The sequence below is a fragment of the Lewinella sp. LCG006 genome, from assembly GCF_040784935.1.
Classification (GTDB): domain Bacteria; phylum Bacteroidota; class Bacteroidia; order Chitinophagales; family Saprospiraceae; genus Lewinella.
Genome location: NZ_CP160680.1, coordinates 5,761,253 through 5,784,395 on the forward strand (window position 1 = coordinate 5,761,253; position 23,143 = coordinate 5,784,395).

Annotated in this window: 16 protein-coding genes; 11 read left to right on the top strand and 5 right to left on the bottom strand. The window is 46.2% G+C overall.

Going from position 1 to position 23,143, the window contains the following annotated elements; all coding sequences use genetic code 11:
* Positions 1-26: 26 nt before the first annotated feature.
* The 5 genes from AB0L18_RS20760 to AB0L18_RS20780 all read left to right on the top strand — a co-directional run bounded on the left by AB0L18_RS20760 (position 27) and on the right by AB0L18_RS20780 (position 3,794).
* Complete coding sequence (locus AB0L18_RS20760) at positions 27-704, top strand: hypothetical protein (protein ID WP_367389242.1); 678 nt, start codon at positions 27-29, stop codon at positions 702-704.
* Positions 701-1,696 (top strand): hypothetical protein, encoded by a 996-nt coding sequence (locus tag AB0L18_RS20765; protein WP_367389243.1) that lies wholly within the window; start codon positions 701-703, stop codon positions 1,694-1,696. Before AB0L18_RS20760 ends, AB0L18_RS20765 begins: the two co-directional genes overlap by 4 nt.
* 115 nt (positions 1,697-1,811) lie before the next feature.
* The gene (locus AB0L18_RS20770) at positions 1,812-2,177 is read left to right on the top strand and encodes a hypothetical protein (protein WP_367389244.1); all 366 of its coding nucleotides are present in this window, start codon (positions 1,812-1,814) and stop codon (positions 2,175-2,177) included.
* Positions 2,178-2,215: 38 nt separating this feature from the next.
* The gene (locus tag AB0L18_RS20775; protein WP_367389245.1) at positions 2,216-3,160 is read left to right on the top strand and encodes a universal stress protein; all 945 of its coding nucleotides are present in this window, start codon (positions 2,216-2,218) and stop codon (positions 3,158-3,160) included.
* Between the two features lie 190 nt (positions 3,161-3,350).
* Entirely contained in the window at positions 3,351-3,794 is a 444-nt protein-coding gene (locus AB0L18_RS20780; RefSeq protein ID WP_367389246.1) for an HPP family protein, read from the top strand.
* Positions 3,795-3,870: 76 nt separating this feature from the next.
* Here AB0L18_RS20780 and AB0L18_RS20785 read toward each other — a convergent pair whose 3' ends face one another.
* The 3 genes from AB0L18_RS20785 to AB0L18_RS20795 form a co-directional block, all read right to left on the bottom strand.
* On the bottom strand, positions 3,871-4,608 hold the full coding sequence (locus tag AB0L18_RS20785) for a hypothetical protein (protein ID WP_367389247.1): 738 nt from the start codon (positions 4,606-4,608) through the stop codon (positions 3,871-3,873).
* A gap of 35 nt (positions 4,609-4,643) precedes the next feature.
* The gene (locus tag AB0L18_RS20790; protein WP_367389248.1) at positions 4,644-5,450 is read right to left on the bottom strand and encodes a universal stress protein; all 807 of its coding nucleotides are present in this window, start codon (positions 5,448-5,450) and stop codon (positions 4,644-4,646) included.
* Positions 5,451-5,653: 203 nt separating this feature from the next.
* Positions 5,654-7,621 carry a sialate O-acetylesterase gene (locus AB0L18_RS20795; RefSeq protein WP_367389249.1) on the bottom strand — a complete coding sequence of 656 codons (1,968 nt, stop codon included), beginning with the start codon at positions 7,619-7,621 and terminating at the stop codon, positions 5,654-5,656.
* A gap of 416 nt (positions 7,622-8,037) precedes the next feature.
* Between AB0L18_RS20795 and AB0L18_RS20800 the strand changes: the two genes are divergently transcribed.
* The 4 genes from AB0L18_RS20800 to AB0L18_RS20815 all read left to right on the top strand — a co-directional run bounded on the left by AB0L18_RS20800 (position 8,038) and on the right by AB0L18_RS20815 (position 12,652).
* On the top strand, positions 8,038-9,051 hold the full coding sequence (locus tag AB0L18_RS20800; protein WP_367389250.1) for a low specificity L-threonine aldolase: 1,014 nt from the start codon (positions 8,038-8,040) through the stop codon (positions 9,049-9,051).
* A gap of 264 nt (positions 9,052-9,315) precedes the next feature.
* Positions 9,316-10,242 (top strand): transporter, encoded by a 927-nt coding sequence (locus AB0L18_RS20805; RefSeq protein ID WP_367389251.1) that lies wholly within the window; start codon positions 9,316-9,318, stop codon positions 10,240-10,242.
* Between the two features lie 7 nt (positions 10,243-10,249).
* The gene (locus tag AB0L18_RS20810) at positions 10,250-11,788 is read left to right on the top strand and encodes a phosphatase PAP2 family protein (RefSeq protein ID WP_367389252.1); all 1,539 of its coding nucleotides are present in this window, start codon (positions 10,250-10,252) and stop codon (positions 11,786-11,788) included.
* Positions 11,789-11,890: 102 nt separating this feature from the next.
* Positions 11,891-12,652, top strand: a complete 762-nt coding sequence (locus AB0L18_RS20815; protein ID WP_367389253.1) for a DUF805 domain-containing protein — start codon at positions 11,891-11,893, stop codon at positions 12,650-12,652.
* Between the two features lie 139 nt (positions 12,653-12,791).
* Here the strand turns inward: AB0L18_RS20815 and AB0L18_RS20820 are convergent, their stop codons facing one another.
* Positions 12,792-13,244: a hypothetical protein gene (locus tag AB0L18_RS20820; protein WP_367389254.1), complete on the bottom strand. Its 453-nt coding sequence runs from the start codon at positions 13,242-13,244 to the stop codon at positions 12,792-12,794.
* A gap of 377 nt (positions 13,245-13,621) precedes the next feature.
* Positions 13,622-19,756: a T9SS type A sorting domain-containing protein gene (locus AB0L18_RS20825; RefSeq protein ID WP_367389255.1), complete on the bottom strand. Its 6,135-nt coding sequence runs from the start codon at positions 19,754-19,756 to the stop codon at positions 13,622-13,624.
* A 156-nt stretch (positions 19,757-19,912) separates the two neighbouring features.
* Between AB0L18_RS20825 and AB0L18_RS20830 the strand changes: the two genes are divergently transcribed.
* On the top strand, positions 19,913-21,376 hold the full coding sequence (locus AB0L18_RS20830) for a hypothetical protein (protein WP_367389256.1): 1,464 nt from the start codon (positions 19,913-19,915) through the stop codon (positions 21,374-21,376).
* 70 nt (positions 21,377-21,446) lie between these two features.
* Positions 21,447-23,120, top strand: coding sequence for an IS1634 family transposase (locus tag AB0L18_RS20835; protein WP_367389257.1), 1,674 nt, complete (start codon positions 21,447-21,449; stop codon positions 23,118-23,120).
* Positions 23,121-23,143: the final 23 nt, after the last annotated feature.

Below are 23,143 nucleotides of genomic sequence, written 5' to 3' on the forward strand. Positions count from 1 at the left end.
TGATGAAAAATCACTAGCTTTGAATCATGCGAAGTATAGATGTTATCCGACTGGCTTTAATTGGAGGAGTCGTTTTGTTGTCGCTCCTCTTTCTGATCCGGGTATTACCCGTCATACGTTTTCTTTTAATCATCGTCTTAGTGCTGCTACTGGCGATGGTTTTAGTATATTTCTTTACCAATACCTGGCAAGAAAAAAAAGAAAGAAAAGCCTACGAACGTACCACTGCTGGACAAATCAATGGAAAAATTGCCGACTGTGAACGGCAGATGTCGCGCCTGGAAGAAGAGGCTGCCAAGATTGAAAAAAGCCTTCGTGAACTAAAGCAACAACTAAAAAATGCTGCCAACGTAAATGCCGGGATGAAATCCCAAACGGAAGCCTTGATCCACGGCTTTGAGCAGGAACTACAATTGCGTAAGACCAAGATTTCTTTCTTTCAGCAATGCTTGAAAAAACTCCAAGCGCTCTTACAGCAACATGAACTACTGGCCGCTCTGGCAGTGAAAAAAACAGAATTGGACCAATACCGGGAAAAGCACTATGACGAGCTGGCAGAAATGGAAAACCTGCGCTGGGAAGTAGAACGCGAAGCCGTGTCTTTAGCAACCATTCAGGACCTTTCCACCCGCATGCAGCGCAGCGAACAGCTGGACGATGTGCTCCATTTACAAAAGGAACTGGAAAAAATGCTGTCATCTTGAAAAATGCTCCATTGTTTATTGGTGGATTTTTTGTTTTGCTGCTACTAGTGAATACGAGTTGCCAAGCTCCTTCTCCTGCTCCGGACCAGACGTCTCAACAATTTATTTTCCTAGGGCATCCCTACGATTGGCTGGTGGAAGATCGGATAGATCCGCGACTAGAATTGCTTGATTTTGATCAATACCAAGGCGTTTGGTTAGGGGGAGATGTTTGTGCGCGAACCAGCAAATCTCTAGCGACGTTGGCTTACCTTGACCGTCTTTTTGATCTCAAAAGCCCACACACCCAATGGGCTTGGGGTAACCACGATTTGCTGGAAGGTGACGCCAATTTGCTACTAGCTGCCACGGGGCGACCTTCTTATTACACGCACTGGCAGCATGGTCTGCAAACCATTGTTTTGAATACCAATCTTTTTTGGCATCACCCTTGGGGCCCAGCTCAGGAGGACTGTGAGGCTAAAGCAGCGCAATTCGATTGGCTCAAGTCTGTGCTGGATACGGTAGCGGCCGCCTCTCATTTGGTGCTCCTGCATCACCATGGTTTGTTTAATGAGCTTAAAGTCAATAAGGCTGGTGATACTTTGCTACTAGACAATGTCAGAGGAATGCCCGTACGACCAGATTGCCGGGCAGAAGGTAATTTTACTGCCGAAATTTACCCGCTACTCCAAGCGATTCGTGCGCGTGGAGTGGAGGTGGTTTCCATTAGTGGCGATGTCGGTATGGTTAGCAAGGGATACGCTATGACAACACCAGACGGCATCCATTTACTGGGTTCGGGTATCAATAATAGCTTAGACAAACAGTATCCACCTGACTACGTCAAAAATTTTCAACCCGATTCCGTTTTGGTAATAAAATATGAAGCTCAAAAACCTGCATTGAGTTGGTCGTTTGTCCATTTGTCCACTTTGGTGAAATCAAGCTTGACGGATGTAGAACTCAAAAAGCTTTCTCCCCGAATTCGTCAATTGCTGACGGATGACTGACAAAGATCAGTGTCTCTTCTGACTGACGTCATCACACTTCCTCTTGAATAGGTGGATATTACTGTAAATATTTACTTCTCGTTATTCACATAGCAGAGGTTCAAAATTTTACGCTATGCTTATTCAATCTACCCGAACGGTTGGCGAATTACAGCAGGAATTTCATGCCGTTTTTCCCGGCCTCAAACTAGGCTTCTACCAAAAGGAGCACCAGGATCATCAAGGTTCACCCCGAAAAATGGAATACGCATCGGAGGTGCTACTGGCCAAAATTCAACCCAATTTAACGGTCGGAGAAATGCCATTGAATGCGGAACAATCAGTCGCAGACTTTGAGCAGCAAATGGAATCCCGCTTCGGCTTGCACGTACAAGTATTTCGGAAGTCCAATAATTTATGGCTACAGACGACCTCTACGGATGATTGGACTTTAGGCGTACAAAACCGTAAAGGTCTTCATTCTACGCAGGTCATTCAATAGGATATCAAGTGTAAACTTTTACTAAAAAAATCAAGATCATGGAAGCAATAAAAGAAAAACTGGGTGGCTGGGAAACAGCAACTATTCCTGCTATGGAAGTAAAGCAAGTATTAATGGGTTTGGAGATGGGAGGTGCTGATGAAGCACTGCTTCAATACCTCGATTTTTTGTCGGGAATTATTCCTGTGAAAGCAGGCTTTTTCCTTCATGTTGTCCCTGGCTTTGATCTTCTGACGCCGCTGTTTCGCAAAGATGTAATGCCCCTGAGTGGGGTGAACATCCTCAAAGAAACCCTGGTAAACAGGATGGGAGGTGAAATCAGTAGACTACTAACCAATGGAAGGATCGGACAGGTGAAATACAAAGTAGATGAAGGAAGCCCGCTGGAAGAATTGCTCCATGAGGCCGAGGCCTTGAACCCCGATTTGGTTGTTATTGGCCAAAAACGTTTTGCGAATAGCCACGGTATCCTGGCCAAAAACCTTGCTCGTAAGGTGACTTCCAATGCCTTGGTCGTGCCTGAGCAATCACGTCGGAGCCTTAAGACAATACTGGTGCCGATTGACTTTTCTCCCTATTCGGCAAGAGCTTTACAGACCGCCGTTTCGATGAATAAACGGCTCGAAGTACCCGCACGGATTTTGGCACTTAATGTTTACGAAATGCCAAACATTTCCGCCTACATGATGAGTAAAACGGAGACAGAATTCCGGGAAATGGTAGAAGAAGACCGTATGGCTGCTTTCGAAGCATTCATCGCTACTCACTTGTCGGAAGGTGACGAAAACATCGAGCAGCATCTGCTTGAAAAAGACCGTCCTGGCATCGCCCATTACCTGATGGATTACGCCAAGGAAAAAGAGGTTGATTTCATTATCATGGGAGCACGTGGTCATTCCAATGTAGAATTACTCTTATTGGGTAGCGTTACGGAAAATGTGCTCGCTAGCAATAAACACATCCCGACTTTGGTGGTGAAGTAAAATATCGACCACGAAAAGGTTTCACTTCGCAATCGATGACACAGAAATATGCTGGTTATTGGGCGACGGTTCAGGTGGCAACACCAGGATTGTCGCCCATCTGTGCGTAAAATCACCATTTACTATTGATTAATATTAGACCAGAGGGGTTTTTCAACGACTATTTTTATAGCAAACAAATATAAAGATCATGGATACTAACCGTCGTTTAGGAGATATTATGACCACCAAAGTCATTACCGTTCATCTGACTACTGCGATGGACGTAGTGAGTGATATCTTCGAAAAACATAACATTCACCACATCCCTGTTGTCGAAAAAGATGGCAAGGTGGTAGGGATGATAAGTAAATCAGATTATTATCAGTTGCAGGACTCGTTTACCTTGTTCAAGCGAGCGGCAGCGGATAGAATCAACCGGGCGGTCTTTCGTTCTTTGCTCGCAGGTGAAGTGATGAGCAAACAAATAGCAGTGCTAAATCCCGATGATACGGTACTAATGGCCGCAGGCTACTTTCGGGAAAACCTATTTCATGCACTACCAATCGTAGATGAGGATCGCCATATTGTAGGAATCGTTACGACTTATGATCTGCTCAATTATGCTTTCCAGGACGCAGCAATTGCTCATTAATTTATGCAAGTTAGACAAGAGAAAAGCGCATTGTGGCATCTTAACCACAATGCGCTTTAAGGTACAGCTCGTGTTATCAAAGCTGCATTGCTGTAGCTGGAAGGTAACATCTTAGAACATCGTTCAAGCTATATTTCAGTTGATCGCAAGGCCAGATCAGGCGTTCCTGGTAGCCGCTGGCCAGAGCTGTTTGATAATCATTGATACACTGATAAACCTGGTTCATCGCAGCTTTGTGGGCATCTTCATCTACTTCGGGCGCATATTGGGTAAGGTACGTTTCTGCACGGTTTTCGTAATCGACGAGGTGGCAAACCATCTCATCAAAAAGACACTCCAATTCTTGCCACTCAAGTAGTCCAAGCTGAGGGTCATCGGTAGCAGCATGTACTTCCTGAAAAATAGCTTGCACCTCCCACCAAAGATCCAGCGGGTAAAAGTTTTGTCGGTGAAATTCACGAATGGTCTGGAATTCCCATAAGAAACGATCCGTCAGCACCATCAATTCGACATATTCTTCCCTGCTTTGGGCTTTACTCATTTCTTTGACCATCTGGTCCAGGGTGCCCACTAAAAGATAAGGGTTGTAGGCCGTCATCGGAAAATCAAGCACTTCCGTTCGGCTTCGTTTCCATTCTTGACTTAACTGGTTTAGGGCAATATTCGTAGCTGCTGCAGACCTTTCATCGGCTGCGAGCCAAAGCTGCGCTGCTGCCTGATCGAGTTCAGGGAAAATGAAAGGTGGAATTTCAGCGGTGTTTTTCTGGTTGAGGAAAAACAAGCTCAGCAACAGAATGATATAGAACCGGTACATTTGGGACAAGTTGAAATGAAGAAATAATGGCACTTTTAGGTAGCATCCATAGGTAAGATCAGCAATGGCGTTTTGATCTCGAAGAGCCCCTCTTTGGTAATACTAGTCTGGAAAAGACGTTGGTACCATTGTCTTTTGCGGTGAATCATCACCAAAATGTCAGCGTCTTGCTCGAGGCTGAATTTGCTTAGTGCTTGCGGTACGGAGTTGCGTTGGGGAATGACAAAGCCTTTGCTGCTAATACCCTCAATCGCCAGGGTAAAAGATTCAATCTCTTCAGGAGTGCTGACTTCTTCACTGGTATTCACAAAGATCAACTCGGCTTTCACTTTGCGCGCCAAATCAATAATTGATTGGAAAGCAGCTACCTCCGTAACATTGGAATCTACTCCCAGGATGATCTTCTCAACGGGACTGAATTCCGTCTCTTCTGGAATGGTGAGAAGCGGCACCGGACTACGATCCATCAAATAGGCCGTAACACTGCCAACGGTCATGTCTTTCAGTGCAGTAAGCCCTTTGGTGCCGTTGACGATGAGGTCAAAAGAATAATGACCCGCATAGTCTGGAATAAAGGTCTTCGGATCGCGAATGATGATTTTCGCGGACACTTCAACGCTAGGAGCCAAGGCCCGAATCTTGGGAAGAAGCTCTTTAAAATCCGCTTCCGCCTGTTCTTTAAAGACATCATCCATTTTAATAAACATAGCAGAACGACTCACCACATTTACACAATGCAAAAGCTCTAGGGTACCTCCACCCATTTGTTCAAGAAAACGGGCCGCCCAGCCACAGGCCTTGACGGAGGTGGTGGAAAAATCAACGGGAGAAAGGATCTTCATATACTTTGGTTTTAACCTCTCTTGAGGTGTCCAACCAAATTTAAGCTTAGCCTTGTCGGGGTGATATGACCGGTGTTAGTAGTGGGGAATGATTAATGTCAACCTTTAAGGAAAGGTTCTATTCATGCGCTCTACCATCCTGCGGGCAATCACCTCGTGTTTCTTGCCCAGATTACTTTTGGTTAAGGTCCACAAGGGAAGATTTACTCATAAGGCGTCGGCAAGGTGTCCGTTCTAAAGGGCGTTACTGGCAAGCCTTGGGTATTGACCAAATTAAGGGAACCCGGATTATCCGCCCAGGCATAGCGCACGTATTTTGGTTGAGGCACACTGGGTGAAGATACGCTGACGGTTTGTGCATTTACCAACTGTGCGTTGGCAGCCACGAACTGCCCATTGCTCCCTGCAATGGCGAACCCCCGCAGATTGTTGGGTTGCAGACTGGTGAGGCTGGAGCCGTAGTTGCGGAAAATTATACTGATGGAAGCCCCGGAGGGAATGCTCAAAAAGTAGGTAGGGCTGTTGACGATGTTGTTGCTGTTATAAGCCATCCGGAGGGCATTGTTGGCCAGACGGTTGGCCGTCAATGGCTTGTTGTTGGGGTGGATGTTGGTGATGTCGCCGGTATCGATCATTGTCACCACGGCCGTATTGTCGCGTTTTAGCGCGTAGGTTTGGCTTTCGCGTAAGGTGGCCCAGCTGCTGGCGCCGGGTTGCGTGGCCTCCGTACGGAAGTAGGGGAGTTGGGTAACCAGAAAAGGAAAATCACCAATGTCCCAGGCCGCGCGCCAATCATCAATAAGTTTTATTTGCTTGTCGCGATAATGGTAAGGGTCATCAGTGTCGCTTTCCCCCTGGTACCAGACTACGCCCGCCATGGCCATTCTACGGAAAGGGTTGACCATGCCATTGTAAATGAGGCTGGGGTAGTCATTGGGGCTCAGGTCAAGGGGGCGTTCTCCCAAGCTTGGAGTGCCAATTTGATAGTGCCAGTAACCGGCTAGGGAAATCTGCCACATACCCTGGTAAGCTCTCATATTGCTGGCTCCTCCTAGCATTCCACCCACAAAGCCGTAATCTCTTACGCGCACAGTGACGATGTTTTCACCCACCTGCAAGAGGTTAGCTGGTACGGTGTAATTTCTGATTTGGCCAGGATCACGATCCGTACTGCCCACCAGCTGGCCATTGATCCAGGTTTGGTCGCTATCGTCGATTTTTCCTAATTCTAGTGCTATGTTTTGACTGGCTTGGCTGGCAGTCAAAGTGAAGCTTTTTTTAAACCATACACTGCCGTCACGCATCGGTAGTGCGTCGCTTTCCCAGGGTTTGGGCAGGAGCATGGTAGGCCAGCTTTGCCAATTCACAGTGTTGTTTTGCCAGTTTTGCTGCAAACCAATGTCTTCGCTGTCTACCGCGATATCCCAATTGTTTTGGGCAGCGATAATGCTGTTTTCTACGTCTTCTAGGTCAAGGTTGGGTAGCAGGGCCAGCTCTTCCGCTAGTTCGGGATAGCCTGATAGGCCTTCCGGACTGATCCAGCTATCAATTTTAGTACCTCCCCAGCTGATGTTGACCAAGCCGATAGGGACATTCAAAGTTTGGTGCAGTTGCCTGCCGAAATAGAAGGTGATGGCCGAAAAATCTTTACTGCTGGTAGGCGTGCAAATCGTCCAGTTCCCTGAAGGAAGATGCCTGCTAGCGGCATTATCCAAGTTTTCGGGTGCTTCAAATAGTCGAATTTGAGGAAAATTAGCACTGGCACTTTCTGCGGCACCCTCGGGCGTGTTTTTCAATCGCCATTGCATGTTCGACTGACCCGCAAAAAACCAAACCTCCCCTAGGAGAATATTTTGGTAAGTAATACTTTCCTGGTCGGTGTAAATATTAAGTTCGTAAGGCCCTCCTGCAGGAAGTGCCCCAAGAATGGCTTCCCAATTACCCTGATCATCAGCAAAAGCCAGACTCAGTTGGGTATGCAAACTTAAATGCACCGCAGTACCGGGAGGAGCAGTACCCCAAATACGAATCAGTTGATTGCGCTGGAGCACCATATTGTTGCCAAAAACGGCAGAGGTAGCCAGTTGGGAAAATAAAGGAGAAGTAATCGTAAGAAAAACAGCGATCAGGAGCGCGAGAGAAAATAACGCACGTTTTTGGGATGTTTTCATGGTTTTTCAGGTCATTTCACAGTGTTTCAATTTCGCAGAATAAAGATAATTGTTTAAGATTAGATTATCGTTTTTTCTCATGTATGTTCTAGGACATTTTTTGCAGAAACTTGGAGGGGGAAAAAGTTTAGTTTGTTTCTTAAGTGACGGAACAAAAATAACTTATTCCATTTTTGATTCGCTAAAATTTTCTAAGCAAGCAACTAAAAGGAGCTTGCGTGAAAATATTCGTGAATCGTTGGAAAAAATGGAATAAGTTATTTCCGTCAAATTACTAAGTATTATCTTGGCGCATGGTCTTTGACCCACCCTGATTATTTCTTTTATTATCGGAATTTGAGATTAGAGAAAAGATAGCTTGACGCTGACAAAATCTAATCCTAATACCCAGTACCCCGTACTTAGTACCAAAAAAAATGATTAACCTCATCAGTGATACGGTCACCAAACCCTCTCCGGCTATGCTGTCTGCGATGTTGGCCGCCGAAGTAGGAGACGATGTATTTGGACAAGACCCCACCATCAACGAACTGGAAAGCTACGCTGCGGCACTTTTCGGCAAAGAAAAAGCACTTTTTTGTCCGTCCGGAACGATGACCAATCAGATCGCCATCAAAACCCACACTCAGCCCTTAGATGAGGTGATTTGCGATTATACCAGCCATGTTTACCAGTACGAAACCGCTGGCTACGCCTTTCACTCAGGGGTGAGCATGAACCTCCTCCAGGGCATCAACGGTAAAATTACTGCCGAGCAGATCGAAGCCGCCATCAAACCTGACTACGATTGGTTGCCTGTCTCGCGCCTGGTGGTCATAGAAAACACCTGTAACAAGGGAGGAGGGAGTATTTACCGCTTGCCGGAAATTGAGCCGATTCGGGCGCTGTGTACGGCCAAAGGCCTGGCTTTGCACCTCGATGGTGCCCGCCTGTTCAACGCACTCGTAGAAACAGGAGAATCACCTGCCGATTGGGGGGCTACTTTCGATAGTATCTCTATTTGCCTCAGCAAGGGGTTAGGTGCGCCAGTGGGCTCCCTGCTGCTGGGGGAGGCGGGTTTTATCAAGAAAGCTCGTCGCTTGCGCAAGGTCATGGGTGGAGGTATGCGCCAGGCAGGTTACCTCGCCGCTGCCGGACTCTACGCACTGAAAAACAATGTAGATCGACTGGCCATTGATAACGAACGCGCCCGAAAAATGGGTGCCATACTGTCCGCCCAACCCTACGTGGAAAGCGTCAGGCCAGTACAGTCCAATATCGTCATCTTCGACCTGGCTGGGAAGACCACCGCTGCTGATTTTCTTCAGCAATTAGAAACAAAAGGCATCCTGGCCACTGCCTTCGGGCCTCAAACCATTCGTCTGACCTTTCACTTGGATATATCGGAGGAGATGATGAATAGGGTAGAGGAGGTGCTCAGCTGTATGTAAAAAATCGTATCAAGGACTGTACAATTCTAATAAAATCTGCCTAGAAAGATTTGTTAACAAAGGGAATTGGTTGGTACTTGATGTCTTATTTTAGTCTTTTTTTTTCATCTTTACCCTACGACTTGGCGTAATTAATGTACTAAATGTATAATAATATTATGGAGAGCTGATCTTTAGTATTCAGATCCATTTTTTTTCTTAATCAATAAGTTGCCTAGTTTTTACTGATGGCAATCAATGAATATAAAATCTTAAATAAGTAACATGAGATATCTCGTTAGTCTTTTTTTGGGCTTATTATCACCTAGTTTGTTCTTGTCGGCACAAACGCCAAGTGATGCATTAATGATGGAGTCTAAGCAAGCCTGTGTATTATTAGAGTACAATTATGGTAGCTTTGATCAATATTGGGAAGGTGGATTGTTGCGGGAAAATCAGACCATCGCAACGGTGAAGCGTAATACTGTCATGCCTATGATTGCTGTCGGTATTTGGGATAAACTCAACTTTTACTTGGGGGTACCCTACATTAAAACAGAATCTTCTGATCCTAATGGAGGAAAATTTGCGGGTGCAAGTGGTTTGCAGGATTTATCGGCTGCCATAAAATATCAAGTTTTAAATATTGAAGGAGGTAAAGGCACATTCTCCGCATTTGCAACGATTGGTTTTTCGACTCCTGTTTCCAATTATCTTCCGGACTATATGCCCTATAGTTTGGGGCTTGGTGCGCCTGAACTTTCTTATCGGGCAATTACCCAATATCAGTGGAACAATGATCTTTATATTCGAGGGGGGCTTGCATATTTATGGAGAGGATACGCTGAAGCAGAACGAGAATACTACTACAATAATGGGAGTTATTATACCCCATGGATGGATGTTCCCAATGCTTTGACGATAGATGCTACTCTAGGGTTTTGGATGTTATCAAACTCATTGCAAATGGAGCTTAGCTATTTTGGGTCTAAATCCACCAGCGGTGACGATATCAGGTCCTATAATGCTCCACAACCAACGAATAATATTGACATGGATAGATTGGGAATATTTGCTCACTATTATTTCCCAAATTTGGAAGGTCTCGGTATTGTTGCTTATCACAATCGAGTCGTAAATGGCAGAAATGCGGCAAAAATAAGTACTACAGGGATCGGTGTGACTTATCAGTTTAATTACCTCAAAAAATAATCCTATCATGAAAACTTTAAAATATCCGGTGCTGGCTTTGACGGCGCTGTTCGTGCTTGTTGCGTGTGAAAAGGAATTGCCAACGCTCCTAACCTATGATAGCTATATTTTTTCTTCTGCTGATGAAGATGGGGGAACATGGACGCCTATCTTGTTAGCTTCAGGAGATGAAATAGTTATACCTGCTCCTACAGAGGCATCATCAGCAGAGTATCAGCAAGAATTGTCCATTTTAAAAGAGGAAATGGCACAAATGAACAGCGCTGATCAGCAAGCTGTGAAATACTGGTCGGATAATTCCACCATCCGCTGGAACGAGATTGCTTTGGAACTTATCGCCAAATATAACATCATACCAGGTCCTAATGAAGATGGTACTTATACTTTACCAAACCCTAACGACCCTTCTGGACCTCCTGCATTTCCGTTTGCTCACCCACCGTATGCCGTCCGGGCGCTTGCCTATTTGTCGGTTGCTCAGTTTGACGGATTGATCTCGGCCTGGCATTATAAGTATAAATATAACAGAGCTGCACCTTTTCAGGAGGATAGTGATATAAATTATGCTTACCTGGATAATGCTATTCCTTCGTATCCATCTGACGGAGCAGTCATAGCAGCTACTTCTAGAAAAATACTTACAGCAATGTTCCCTCTGGAAGCCGAGTACCTTGCAGCACAAGAAACTGAGCATCTACGATGTCTCTTATTATCTGGGGGGTATGTGCAAAGTGATATTGATGCAGGTATACAAATCGGTGAAGAGATTGCCACCATTGCTTTGGCAAGAGCAGCTACCGACGGCATGAAAAATGCACAAGCCCCTAAAGCAGTTTCTGATTCTATAGCGGCAGAAGCCCTTAATAGATTTGGGTGGCAGTGGATCAATCAGGAGCTGCCTCAACGTCCGGTAGGGCTTACGCCATTATTTGGAAAGGTGACACTTTGGAATGTCCCGAACGTTGAAGCTACTCGTCCAATACCGCCTCCTAATCTTGATTCTCCCGAATATTTGGCTGATGTGGAAATACTTAAGGATTATGCCAATAACATTACAACTGAAAGAAGAAGGATTGCTAATTTTTGGCAAGATGGGTTAGGTACCTACACTCCTCCGGGGCATTGGAATGAGTTTGCAAAAGAGTTTATTATAAAATATAACTTAAACCCGCTTAGATCTGCAAGAACATTTGCCTATTTGAATATGGCAATGATGGATGGAGGAATAAGTTGTTGGGATGCCAAGTATTATTATCACTACCCTCGTCCAATACAAACGATTGATGGATTCAAAACCATTGCGGGTACACCTAATTTTCCATCTTACACATCAGGGCATAGCGTGTTTTCTGCGGCTGGTGCCGAAGTACTTGCTTATATTTTTCCAAATGAGGCAAACTTGGTAAGAGGCTGGGCGGAAGAAGCCGCCATCTCCAGAGTCTATGGTGGTATTCATTGGACTTTTGATGCTTATATAGGAACAGACCAGGGCATCGATGTTGCTCAATATACGATTGAAGTCGCTAGGCAGGATGGTGCGGATTAAGCATCTTAACAATCCTGTTTTTTTGAGCAATGACACAATGGGCAGCAAGTGAACTGAGCCTACCATTCAGATAAGACGAAACAAAACGCAACAAAAGAATCAATGGACTACCAGGAAAAGAAGCATCTCGAAGAAAAATATTACTCCCAAGTATTGAATGGGATGTCTTTTTCAGCGCTGGAAGCCGCTCTAGAAGCGGAGTTGAAGTACAGTAAACAAGTCAATGAGGTACTGCGCTCCATTAAACAGTCTTTAAGGGAGAATCACTTAGAGAGATATATGACCGCATTGGAGGAAGGGATACCGATCTCTTCAGAGATGCAGCGTTTAGATGAAAGTGTTGTTGATTACCTGGAGGAAATAGCAAAGGAGAAAATAACCCAAAGAAATATCGCCAGGCTTAAAAAACTTGTTGCAATGGGGATTTCAAAAGAGGAAATCATTGCACAATTGTATCACCCAACATTTTTCACCAAGGAAGAAATCAATGCAGAACTTGAAGCTCAAAGCCAGAAAGAAAGAGCCGAAGTAGCTGGAGATTGGTTTGGTTTCAGAGGAAAAATGGATAGGATGATGTTTGGTAAACGCCTGCTGATGGCAGTAGCGTTTGGGCTGGTGATTTTTCGAATAGCTACTTTATCAAGAGATAGAACAGTGCTGATCGGTGCTTTAGTGATTGCGGGGATTCCTTTGCTTGTTTTTCTTTTAAGTCAAATGGTTAGAAGACTCAGAGACATGGGTGTTCCAAGCTGGAGCTTATTGATTGTGATCGTACTGACGATTGCAAAACCGATCGTTGGTTTATTGGCATTGGTTGCTATGTTGGTTGTTAAAACGATCAATTTGAGACCGAAAAACCAATAGAAGCTGAAGATAATAAATCCTTTTTCTGGCTTAGAAGGGAGATGGTTTTTTAAGCGCTATGAAGACAGTGTTTCGCGCACATCTTCGCCTTGATTTGGATGCGGGCTGCTTCGCGCCCTTGAAGTATAGCGTAGAAGGATTATTCCTTCTCCATGTCTTTCATCAGGCTTTCGGTTTCGCGCAGCAAATCCTGGACTTCTTTCTTTACGCGTTCCTCGTCTTGGGCACTATAGGTCTCTTGCGTTTCGCCAGCCAGCTCATTTTCCAATTCTTTTTGCTTGGCTTGCAGTTCTCCTAGTCGATCCAGAGCGCCGGAATCGTTAAGGTCTTTGGCGGTGCGGCTAAGCCTGCCCAATAGGTCGCCCAGGCTTTCCACTGTGTTGCCAACTTTGTCGACGGCACCATCGTATTTCCCTTCCCGGTATTTTTCTTTCTCGGTTTTCAGCAAGGCCCAGGCATCCTTACCTACGTCTTTTACTTTGCCGAAGATTCTTTCTGACTGCTCTTTCTCCACTTCGGTACCGAAGAAATAATTGTAACCCAAAACACAGATAAGTAACAGAAGACCCAGTTTCAATAAACTCCTAATCATTTTATTGGGATTTTGGTTGATTGGGCAAAGATAAGGATATGTTTTTTAAAGCCCATTTTTCTTTAGCACAGACCTCTGATGCAAAACAAGTTTATAGTGCTTGGCGCAAAAAAAAAGAGGCAGCCCTGTAAATGGGACTACCTCGTAAATCTACGTTTTGGAATATTCTTAATGTGTGAGGTTTATTGGTGAACGAATTATTATCCGTAGACGGAACCGCATCAACCTCACTGTATAGGGTGCCAGGTAAGTGGTACTTGGTATAGCGTCAAATTTAGGTCGGACAAAGTCCGAGTACCCTGTACTTAGTACCTTGAGGCTTGCCAGGGGTAAACATCACTATTAGGATTTACACCAAGGCAAGCCTCAAGCACTACTTAATCCAGTTTCACCAACTTCTCCGTGAAGATATGGCCGTGCAAGTGTACCTGAACCATGTATACACCCGCGGGGAGGAAGCGTACATCCAGGTGCATACCTGGCTCCTTCACTGTTCGCAGGAGCTGACCAGCAGCATTGAAAAGGTCGATCCGGTTAGGAGCCATGTTGTACTGGTTTTGGAAATTCACCCAATCCGTCGTCGGATTAGGGAAGATGCCAAAGGAGTTGATCAAGGTTTCACGGTCAATGCCGCCTTCGTTGGTTTTAGTCACCATAGCGGTGCTGGTACCAGGGCGCAAGACCAATGGTTGCTCTGAGTGGTTGATGCCTTGCAGGTTTTTCACGACGACCTCCGTAGGCACTTCCACGCCGGCAATGTCATCAATGATGATCCTCAGGTACATGATGGGGCCAAAACCGGATACATTGTTATGATCTGTCCGCGTCAGGGCTACTTCCACCCGTCCGTCGGGATAAATCTCGTGAATCGTCGCAGTATTGATACCCGGTTCTCCAAACCAGGAGGTTGGGTAAACGATCTCAAGGGTGCCCATGCTGAAGATTTCAGGGTCCAGCTCCAAAGTGAAGGCCAGTCCGTAGATGTCCTGAATAGCTTGATCAGCACTACCTGCCACCACCGGGATTTCTACGGCCGCACCTGCAGGAAGTTGGTCGTTTTCGTCCAGGTCGACAAAGATGGGCGGATCAAGATCGGTATAAGGCAGTGGTTCAAAATCCGTTACAGGGCCATGCTCCAACCCATAATTTTGTTCCAGTACTTGAATGTCCGCCAAGTTGACGACCCCGTCACCATTGGCATCGGCGTGCTTGTAGTTGGTGCCGTCAGCGAAGTTGTCACCCCAGTTCTGACTGATCAATCCTGTCCACTCACTGGTCATGTTATTACGGGTAGGCCCTGTATTGCCATAGGCCAATCCAATGCTCAACAAGTCGATATGGTCAGCAACATTGTCAGCGTTGGTGTCTCCGGGCCAAACGTTATCATCCATGCTCAGACACACATTGTCAAAGCCAGCATTCTCATTGGTAAAGACAACAATCGTCTCGATATTGTCACCACTAAAGGTAAACATACCGGTGTTGGAGGTATTCGAATTGGCACTTACCTGCAACTCCACTCCCGGAGCGATATTGGTAGGAAGGTCATTGAGGTTGTTTACGATGACCGGTGTTTGTCCGTTTACACTGATTCCTATTCCTCCACCATTGTAGAAGTAATCGATATTGACGGTATTGAAGGTCGTGATTACCTGGCTGAAGTTGAGCCCAAAACCAACGTTTTGCGTAGCCACAATTTGGCCATCGCCAAAGTTGACACCAGGGATGCCATCGGTTACGAAGAGGTTACAAGCACAGTTGCTACTTGGGTTGCGTTCGTAAGTGAAGATCACTTCGTTTTCTACCGTAATCACATCTCCCGAATCGTAGCCAAAGGCTGGAGCAAAGACTCCTTCGAGGCCTTCAAATTCCACACAGGCATCATTGTCGCAGAAGATGGCTTCAATGGTCGTGGTTGCAGCACAATCATTTTCCTGGTCGTTGAGTACGACGATGTAAGAGGTGGCACCATCGCCCACAAGTGGCCCAATCGCTACGGGTAGGCTGCTGTAAGCCACCACCTCGGTTGCGATAATGCTACTGCCTGCTGGTGCGTAGTTGATAACCAGGGAGTCACTGAGGTTGCCGCCGTTGAAGTTGCCTACCGTAAAGTAGTATTGACCGTTTTCTTCACAATCGGCTACTTCCAATTCGTTGATAATATTACCCAAAGAGCAACAAGGAACTTCAAAATCAATGGTTTCTCCGCAGAGCTCATTCATAAAGTCTTCCACCCGGATGGTGGAGCCAATGGTAGTGTAGGGGAGATTGATCGTAATGGGTAAGTTAGCATAGGCGAAAGACTCAATGGTTTCTCCGCCTATTTGCAGGCGGAAGCCATCACTTTCCGGATTTTCGTAGATGAAGTTGATGGTCAGCGCATACGTCTCATTGGCGCAATCTACTTCGTAAACCAGATCGCGAATATCACAAGGCAAGCAGTTTACCGGCTCCACTTCTGTGAAGTTGGTACAGCCAAGATTTTGCAAATCAATGACGCCAAATTCGTAGCTCGTAGTAGCATCCCCCACAAATGGGCCAAGCGTGATCGGTAGGTCCGCATAGTTGAAGACGCCGTAGCTATTGCCATTTCCTACCACGGCAAAAGTTTCTCCCAGGTTATTACCGATCACATTGAGTTCCACGTTAAATAGTTCGCCATCGCAGGCCGTAGGGGTGGCAATGACTTGTTGGATGTTACACTCCTCGGTACAACTATAGTTGAATTGGTAAGTACCAAAACAGGCAGGGTTGGCAATGTCCAGAATCAGAATATCATGCTCCGCTTCTGCACCGCTTAGCGGCCCGACGGTGTAGAAGGTTTGCCCGTAGGCAAAAGGTCCAAAGATCATGCCGTCGCCGAAAATGTAAAAGCCTAAGGGGCCACCATTGGGATTGTTAAAGACCACATCCACCAGGAATTGGTCGCCGTCACAGGCGTAAGCTTCAGCAAAGAGATCATTGAAGCCACATTCCCCATTAGGCTCGCATTCCTGAACATAGATATCTTCGATGGTACAGCCATTGGTAGCTTGGAGATAGACAATGATTAGCGAAGTTTGAATTTGGTTGATATTGTAGGGGCCAAATTGTACAGGAAGTTGATCCAAGGTCACGACTTGGCTTTCACCAGTAACCTCGTTGAAAACCACGAAAGGACCATCAACATTGGCATTAAAGTCTACATCCAGATAGTACAGTCCATTGGCGTCGCAAGCTGTACCTTCAATGACTAAATCGGAGGTTTGACATTCTACGGGGTTACAGTTTTGTTCAACGACGATTACTTCAATACAATCACCACCTGTGATTTCTGTGACAATAATATCTACGGTGCCACCAGGGAAAGGTCCGAAAGTAGCAGTAATTGTGCCTTCCTGGAAAGTCCCACTGTATCCACCTGCTTCTACGAGGAAGATACCAGTACCCCAACTTGTACCAGCCAGCAAGTTTAGACTGATGAAGAACTCCCCATCATCATTGCAGTCTGTAGTTGTAGTCGAAATGGCTTCAATAAAGCAGAAACATGGATTTTCGACGACAAGCTCCCGAACACATCCTGCTTGCTGGTCGCGGTAGCGAAGCTCATAAGTGAATGCATTGGCATTACCATCGATAATCAGTTCGTAGCTGTCTTGACCATATACGAAGGGGTATTCCTGACCTCCTGCCCGGACAAAGAAGGGGAGGCCGGTTGGTCCATTAGCGGTGAAGACAAATACGGGGTTACCCTCCGAGCAAAGTACTTCAATGACCTCGAAGAGCCCTTCGCAGTTGTCATTGCAACCAGTTGGAGCATTGAAGACTACTTCGGTGGTACAGCCGTTGCCGAGTTCCGTGATTAGCAGGACACCCTGATCAGCCGTTGGCCAGGGGATCACAAAGGGGTTCGTCGTCAATTGGATAGGGTAGAAGGTACCCGTGTTGGCGTTCTGGATCAGGACTTCCTGGCCGTTGGCTTCGATCCCGGTTAAGAGGATGGATAAGCTCGCATAAGGAACATCTTCGTAACATTCGATAAATTGAATGTCGGCTCCGAAGTTACTACAGGCACTGCCACAATCTGCCGGCACTTCTATGCCATCAATCGCTGTTTCGCAATCAATACCCTGGGCTTGGATAAAGAGAGCAAAAGCATTGACATTGGTAAGCGGCATCACGATTTCTGTGGGGTTAGAGGCAAAGAGCAGTTCCTGGACAAAGCCTGGATGAGCATTGCTGGTAATCCGCAGCGGTTCGCCTTCTTCTACTCCAAAAACATTTAGTAATACCAGTATAGAATTGTCCTCGAAGCATTCTACATTGATGAGCTGGGCCTGGAAATCTTCGCAAGTAACACAGTTATGGACCAATTCAGTGCTATAATAGCAGAGGTCATTCTCACTAGCGATTTCGACGGTCACTAAGGCATTGAGGCTGCCGACTAAGGTACCGACCGTTACCGGGAATTCCTCCGGCAAAAATGGACCAAATTCCTGGTTACCGTTGATAATGACGAAAAATGGTTCCCCGGGATTTGTACTCTGCAAATCGACAAAAATGCTGTAGACGTTGTTGGGATTACAATCTGTGGGAGCAACGATGACATCGTAAAGCTCACAAGCTTGGCACTGGTTGGGGTCAAAGTCAAAAGGAGGAAGCACTGTGCTACATCCCGTCAAGCTATCTTCAAGAATATAACCTTCAGGGTCAAGTTCGCCGGAAATTTGAAAGAAGGCATAATTTGGACCATCCTGTGGGCCACCATAAATTATGCTATTGCTGAGGCCTTCGATGGTAATATGTTGGCCCACAATTGGACTACTCGTTTCTACAAGTACCTGAACCGTAGTATTGCTAAGGCATTCAATACTGACCAAGGAAGCCGCAAAATCAGCACAAGCAAATTCACAGCCGTGAGCTTCAATGGTAAGATCCTCCGCACAAGCTTCCGTGTTGACGTCTCGAACCAAAAAGTGAAGGGCAGTACCTGGCTCGACCTCTATTTCAAGTTCGCTAAGAGGGAGGTCGCCGTAGGCAAAGCGGCCATAAAACTGGCCATTTAATCGCAAGTTGAAAGAGTCAAGAGGAAAGCGATTGTGCTCAAACGTAAGGAAGAAGCGGTAGGGTTGAATATCCTCCTGGCAGTTGTATTGAACAACCTGCAGGTTGCTGAAGTCGCATACCGGCATGTAGCTGCAAACATCGTCTACGAGCAGTTCGATGCCGCCAATGGTAATGTTTTCAATGAACCCCGTCACGCAAACATTTACCAAACCGCTAGTATTTGACCCAATGGGCGTAACGGTAACGGTATGACTGGGGAATGCCGTAAGTAAAGCAGGATCCAGGAAGTTGCTAAAAGTATTGACACTGCCGTTTATTCCGAAATTGATCGGTAGGTTCTCTACAGAAGCATTGAAGCAAACGGAGTTGACGGGGTTTCCGTAAGAGAAGGTTGCGGTAGCAAAACTGACAAAAAGCGCGGGAGCATCCAAGCTTGCTAGCCAGGGTTCTACAATACGGATCTGTCCAAATTCCACACCACCATTTGGAGTTTCGAAGGTGCCCATGCTTACATTAACATCAGGAAATTCCAGGATTACATCGCCGGGTTCTACGCCCGCATTGGCGTTGAAGACGGTTCCAATTTCCAGTCCGGAAAAGGTAATACAGCTTTCGTTGTTGCAGTTCGGTAGTTCAAGGGTTTGCGTGTAGCAACAATCGGGATGGTCGTTGATGCAGACCGTCACAACAAGAGTGCTTTGCTGTTGCTGGGTAGGGATATTTTCCAAGACAATAGGGAAGGCATCAATGGGGTAAAAACCATAAAGTTCATCACCAAGGAAAACATCTACAAAATCATTGTTGCCAACCACGGAGCCAAAATCAATACTCAAGCGAAGACCACCATTGTTTTGGCAGGATGCTTGCAGGTTGGGCTCGTTGAAAGCACAGACCGGTGGGTTGGCGTCGGTACAGACATTATCAATTAATAATTCAATACCTCCAATGGTAAAGGTCTCAATAGGGCCCAAAATACATACGGTGACCAAGCCTCCGGGAGTAGGTCCAGTCGCGGTGACGATAATTTCGTAATCGGGCCATTCTTCCTGAATATTAGGATCAAGAAGACTTTCGAATACACCTACTTGCCCATTAATGCCGAAATTGATTTCGTGACCACTGAGGAAACCAATGAAACAAAGAGCGTTTACAGGACTGGTATACTCAAAATTTGCAGTAGCGTAATTGACGTATAAGGAAGGAGCTTCAAGATTGTTGATAAAAGGTTCGACAACCGCAAGTTGATCAAACCAGGTAGCGCCATTTTGATCGGTAAATTCTCCGATACTCAGATTTACACCCTCGTATTGATAAACGACTTCGCCAGGGATTGCTCCGTTTTCTTGGCTGAAGACGGTACCTATTTCTGGTTCACTAAAGTCAATGCAATTAACGGGCTGAGCCATCACTGCAACAGTGAAAAGCAAACAGCAGAGTAAGAAGAGATTACGTAGGATATTGTTCATGTTGGCATCATTTTAGACTGGTGACGATACAAAAGTGCTGTTTGAATGAGATTTTTTTTAGTATTTTGTAATCTTATTTTTGAGAAAAAATCGCTTGTTTTGTTTTTTAAAATACTGATTATTAGGTGTTAATGTTAGTTTTTTATTGAGAAAAATATGCAAAATCATCACTTGCTGGACCTGTTAAATTCCTTTTCTCGTAAAGAGATGACCCGATTTGTGGAATTTTCACGTTCACCATACCATCATAAGCACGAAATGACCCAGGTATTGATCAACTATCTGGATAAGTGCTACCCTGATTTTTCGGAGCGGTTGTGCGACCGGAAAGTAATCTGGAAGCGGCTTTTTCCCAAGCAGGCTTTTGACTCCTCTAAGTTAGCACTCTTGTTCACCTACGCTTGGCGATTATGTGAAAACTTTCTGATTGAAGAACAGCTTGCTCAACATCCGCAAAGAGAACAATGGCTACTCACGGCCTTACGGGAACGAAGGCAATGGACCATCTATGAGCGACAGCTCAAAAAGAGCAAAAAAGCCCTTACCCAGACCATTCTGCGAGATACGGATTACTACCGACAGGTCATGGCTCTGGCAGAAGAAGCCAATGAGTTTTATACGGTTTGGGAGCCACAGGCACAAGATCAGAGTTTAGTAGAGAAAGAACATGCACTGGATCAGTATTATGTTTTGGAAAAACTACGGGATGCGGTACAGTTACAGATGCGCCGTCAGATTTTGCGTGACGATTACTCTGCTCGTCTTTTAGAAGGCGTGTTGGAAGAACTACGCCTCAACGAAGAAGCTTACCGGGAGGCTCCCGCCGTGCAGGTATATTATCAGCTTTACCGCATGATGGATGAGCCATCGTTGGCAGCTTACCAGGCAGCGTTGGCCATTTTTCAAGAGAACGAACATTGCTTCCGCCTGCAAGAGTTGACCGCGATCTACAACTATTTGCAAAATTTTTGTATTGCTCAAATCAATCGCAATGAGCTACCCTTTCTGCGCGAATTGTTTGGTTTGTACAATGCCCAGCTGGCCAGGCAGCTCCTCCATGAAGGCGGCTATTTGATTGAGTGGCATTACAAAAACATCGTCACCGCCGCCCTCCGACTTGGTGAACTAGCGTGGGTAGATCATTTCATTGAAACCCAAAAAGATGCGCTGGCGCCTGCTGCCGCAGAAAATGCTTATCGCTTCAACAAAGCCGCTTATTGCCACGCAGTAGGGGAGTTTGGCAAAGTTTTGGAATTGCTCACCCAGGTAGAATACAGCGACCTGCGTTATAACCTTGGTGCCAAAGCCCTCTTGCTGCGTACCTACTACGAACTGGATGAGTTTGAAGCATTGCACGCGTTGGTAGAATCGTTCCGCCAGTACCTCCAACGCAATCGCTTATTAGCCGATTCCCGCCGTAGTGGTTACTATCACCTTTTTCGCCTGACACGCCGCTTGGCCAAACTCCGTGCTAATTATCCTTACCTGGATGCCAGTCAAGCCACCCAACGCCTGGCTAAAATCAAAACCGATATGGAACAAACAGGCGCTATCTTCAACCGTGCCTGGCTGGAACGCAAGCTGGAAGCTTTGGAGAAAAGTCGGAAGGCGGAAGTGTGAAGTCGGAAGTGGGACGGTCTTTTCGCGTAAGACGAAAGTGAGTTCGCAAAGCGTTTTATAAGAAAACTGTATGCTGATCAAAGCAGAGCCTGTAGGCGATCTACCGGCGATTAGTCGCCTACTCCAATCGACCGGTTTGTCCCAGCGCGTGGACAAGCACTATCCTACTCATCATTTGTGGCAGGGAACCAGTATTGGCAAGACATTGGAGGCTTTTCTGGTCTATATTCTGAGCGAGAACGATCATCGACTGTACAACGTAGAAGACTGGGCTTTGGGCTTGGAGCGCACGTTGAGTTGGCTTTTGGATGAAGCTGATTTTCAGGCTGCTTATCTCAGTGATGACCGTTTGGGTAGTCTGCTGGACTACCTGTCTAAGGACGATGAGCGCTGGATGTCCTTTCAGCGCGATCATAACCAATCGCTAATTCGGTTTTACGATCTGGACAACGGTACTGATCAAGGTCCCCTTGATACGGTGCGTATCGACAGTACCACGGCTCAAAGTCATCGAGAAACAGAAGGCATTTTTCAGTTGGGGCATAATGCCACGGGTTTGGCCCTACCTCAGGTAAAATTGATGCTACTGGCTATAGACAAAGCCAACCTGCCACTGGCTCTGAACGTGGTAGCAGGGCAAAACAGTGACGACAAGCTTTACGTGCCAGCCTTGGAACAGGCCTGGGAACAAGGTCTCAAGTCCAAAGGAGTACTGGTAGTGGGAGACCGCAAGCTGTGTAATCAGTACAATATGTGTTTCATTGCTGACAGCGGCAACTACTACTTGGGCCCATTGGCTCAACGGCAATACTCACGAGAGGAATTAATGCAAGCCCGTGAGTGGATTGAGCAACAGCAAGAGCCCGCCGAACGCGTAATGCGTCAGGCGGCGGGAAGTAAGGATTCACAAGCCATCGCGCTGGTTAAAGAGCTGCCCGCACGTGAAATCATCTCCGCTGACGGCACGATTCACACCCAAAGGCTATTCGGGGTATGTAGCTTGAATCTACGCAAGCGCCAAGTTGCCCAACTAGAGCAACGCTGCCAGACCGCTTGCCAGGAGGTCAGACTGCGCTTCACGCGCAACCGAGGTCGTAAAACGATCAAGTCGGTAGAGGAAGCTGAACGAACCATCAACAAGATACTGGACAAGCACAAAGTCGCTCACCTATACAGCTGGAAGATCACACTATCTCAGGACCCGGCCGAACCTTGCAGTGTGGAACTTACACTGGACGAGCAGCAAAACAACATCGAACAGCAACTGGCCGGATGGCGCGTGATGGCCACTAACGCTCCTTCGGATAGACTCTCGGCTTGCGAGGTGGTACTTTGTTACTGGGAGGAGTATCGTATCGAGCAGCATTTTCATTTGCTGTTGACCAAATGCACCTCGCTTACGCCAATCTTCCTGAAAAAAGAAAATCGCATCCAAGCCATGTTGCGCATACTAATGCTGGCTCTACAGTACTATAATCTGTGGCAATACACCATCCGCCAAACACTGAAAAGCGAACAAAACAGCTATCTTACCAATCTGGTGCCCGGCAATCCCGGCCGCAAAGTTGAGCGACCTACCACATCGCTGGTCTTAAGCGCGTTCCGAAGCGTCCAGATGATCTACATAATGACTGATGATCACAAAGCCAGCGTACACTTGCAGGGCATCGAAGAACATCACCTGAGGTTGCTTAAGATGATGCGATTGCCAACAGATATTTATCGTCATCCATGGGAGGCGTGAACTCACTTTCGTCTTACGCGAAA

Excerpts from the sequence above, each read along its gene's own strand:
- AB0L18_RS20810 (WP_367389252.1), top strand. The coding sequence starts at position 10,250 with ATGAAAACTTTAAAATATCCGGTGCTGGCTTTGACGGCGCTGTTCGTG.
- AB0L18_RS20825 (WP_367389255.1), bottom strand. The coding sequence starts at position 19,756 with ATGAACAATATCCTACGTAATCTCTTCTTACTCTGCTGTTTGCTTTTC.
- AB0L18_RS20775 (WP_367389245.1), top strand. The coding sequence starts at position 2,216 with ATGGAAGCAATAAAAGAAAAACTGGGTGGCTGGGAAACAGCAACTATT.
- AB0L18_RS20780 (WP_367389246.1), top strand. The coding sequence starts at position 3,351 with ATGGATACTAACCGTCGTTTAGGAGATATTATGACCACCAAAGTCATT.
- AB0L18_RS20760 (WP_367389242.1), top strand. The coding sequence starts at position 27 with ATGCGAAGTATAGATGTTATCCGACTGGCTTTAATTGGAGGAGTCGTT.
- AB0L18_RS20770 (WP_367389244.1), top strand. The coding sequence starts at position 1,812 with ATGCTTATTCAATCTACCCGAACGGTTGGCGAATTACAGCAGGAATTT.
- AB0L18_RS20795 (WP_367389249.1), bottom strand. The coding sequence starts at position 7,621 with ATGAAAACATCCCAAAAACGTGCGTTATTTTCTCTCGCGCTCCTGATC.
- AB0L18_RS20835 (WP_367389257.1), top strand. The coding sequence starts at position 21,447 with ATGCTGATCAAAGCAGAGCCTGTAGGCGATCTACCGGCGATTAGTCGC.
- AB0L18_RS20790 (WP_367389248.1), bottom strand. The coding sequence starts at position 5,450 with ATGAAGATCCTTTCTCCCGTTGATTTTTCCACCACCTCCGTCAAGGCC.
- AB0L18_RS20820 (WP_367389254.1), bottom strand. The coding sequence starts at position 13,244 with ATGATTAGGAGTTTATTGAAACTGGGTCTTCTGTTACTTATCTGTGTT.
- AB0L18_RS20815 (WP_367389253.1), top strand. The coding sequence starts at position 11,891 with ATGGACTACCAGGAAAAGAAGCATCTCGAAGAAAAATATTACTCCCAA.
- AB0L18_RS20830 (WP_367389256.1), top strand. The coding sequence starts at position 19,913 with ATGCAAAATCATCACTTGCTGGACCTGTTAAATTCCTTTTCTCGTAAA.
- AB0L18_RS20785 (WP_367389247.1), bottom strand. The coding sequence starts at position 4,608 with ATGTACCGGTTCTATATCATTCTGTTGCTGAGCTTGTTTTTCCTCAAC.
- AB0L18_RS20805 (WP_367389251.1), top strand. The coding sequence starts at position 9,316 with ATGAGATATCTCGTTAGTCTTTTTTTGGGCTTATTATCACCTAGTTTG.
- AB0L18_RS20800 (WP_367389250.1), top strand. The coding sequence starts at position 8,038 with ATGATTAACCTCATCAGTGATACGGTCACCAAACCCTCTCCGGCTATG.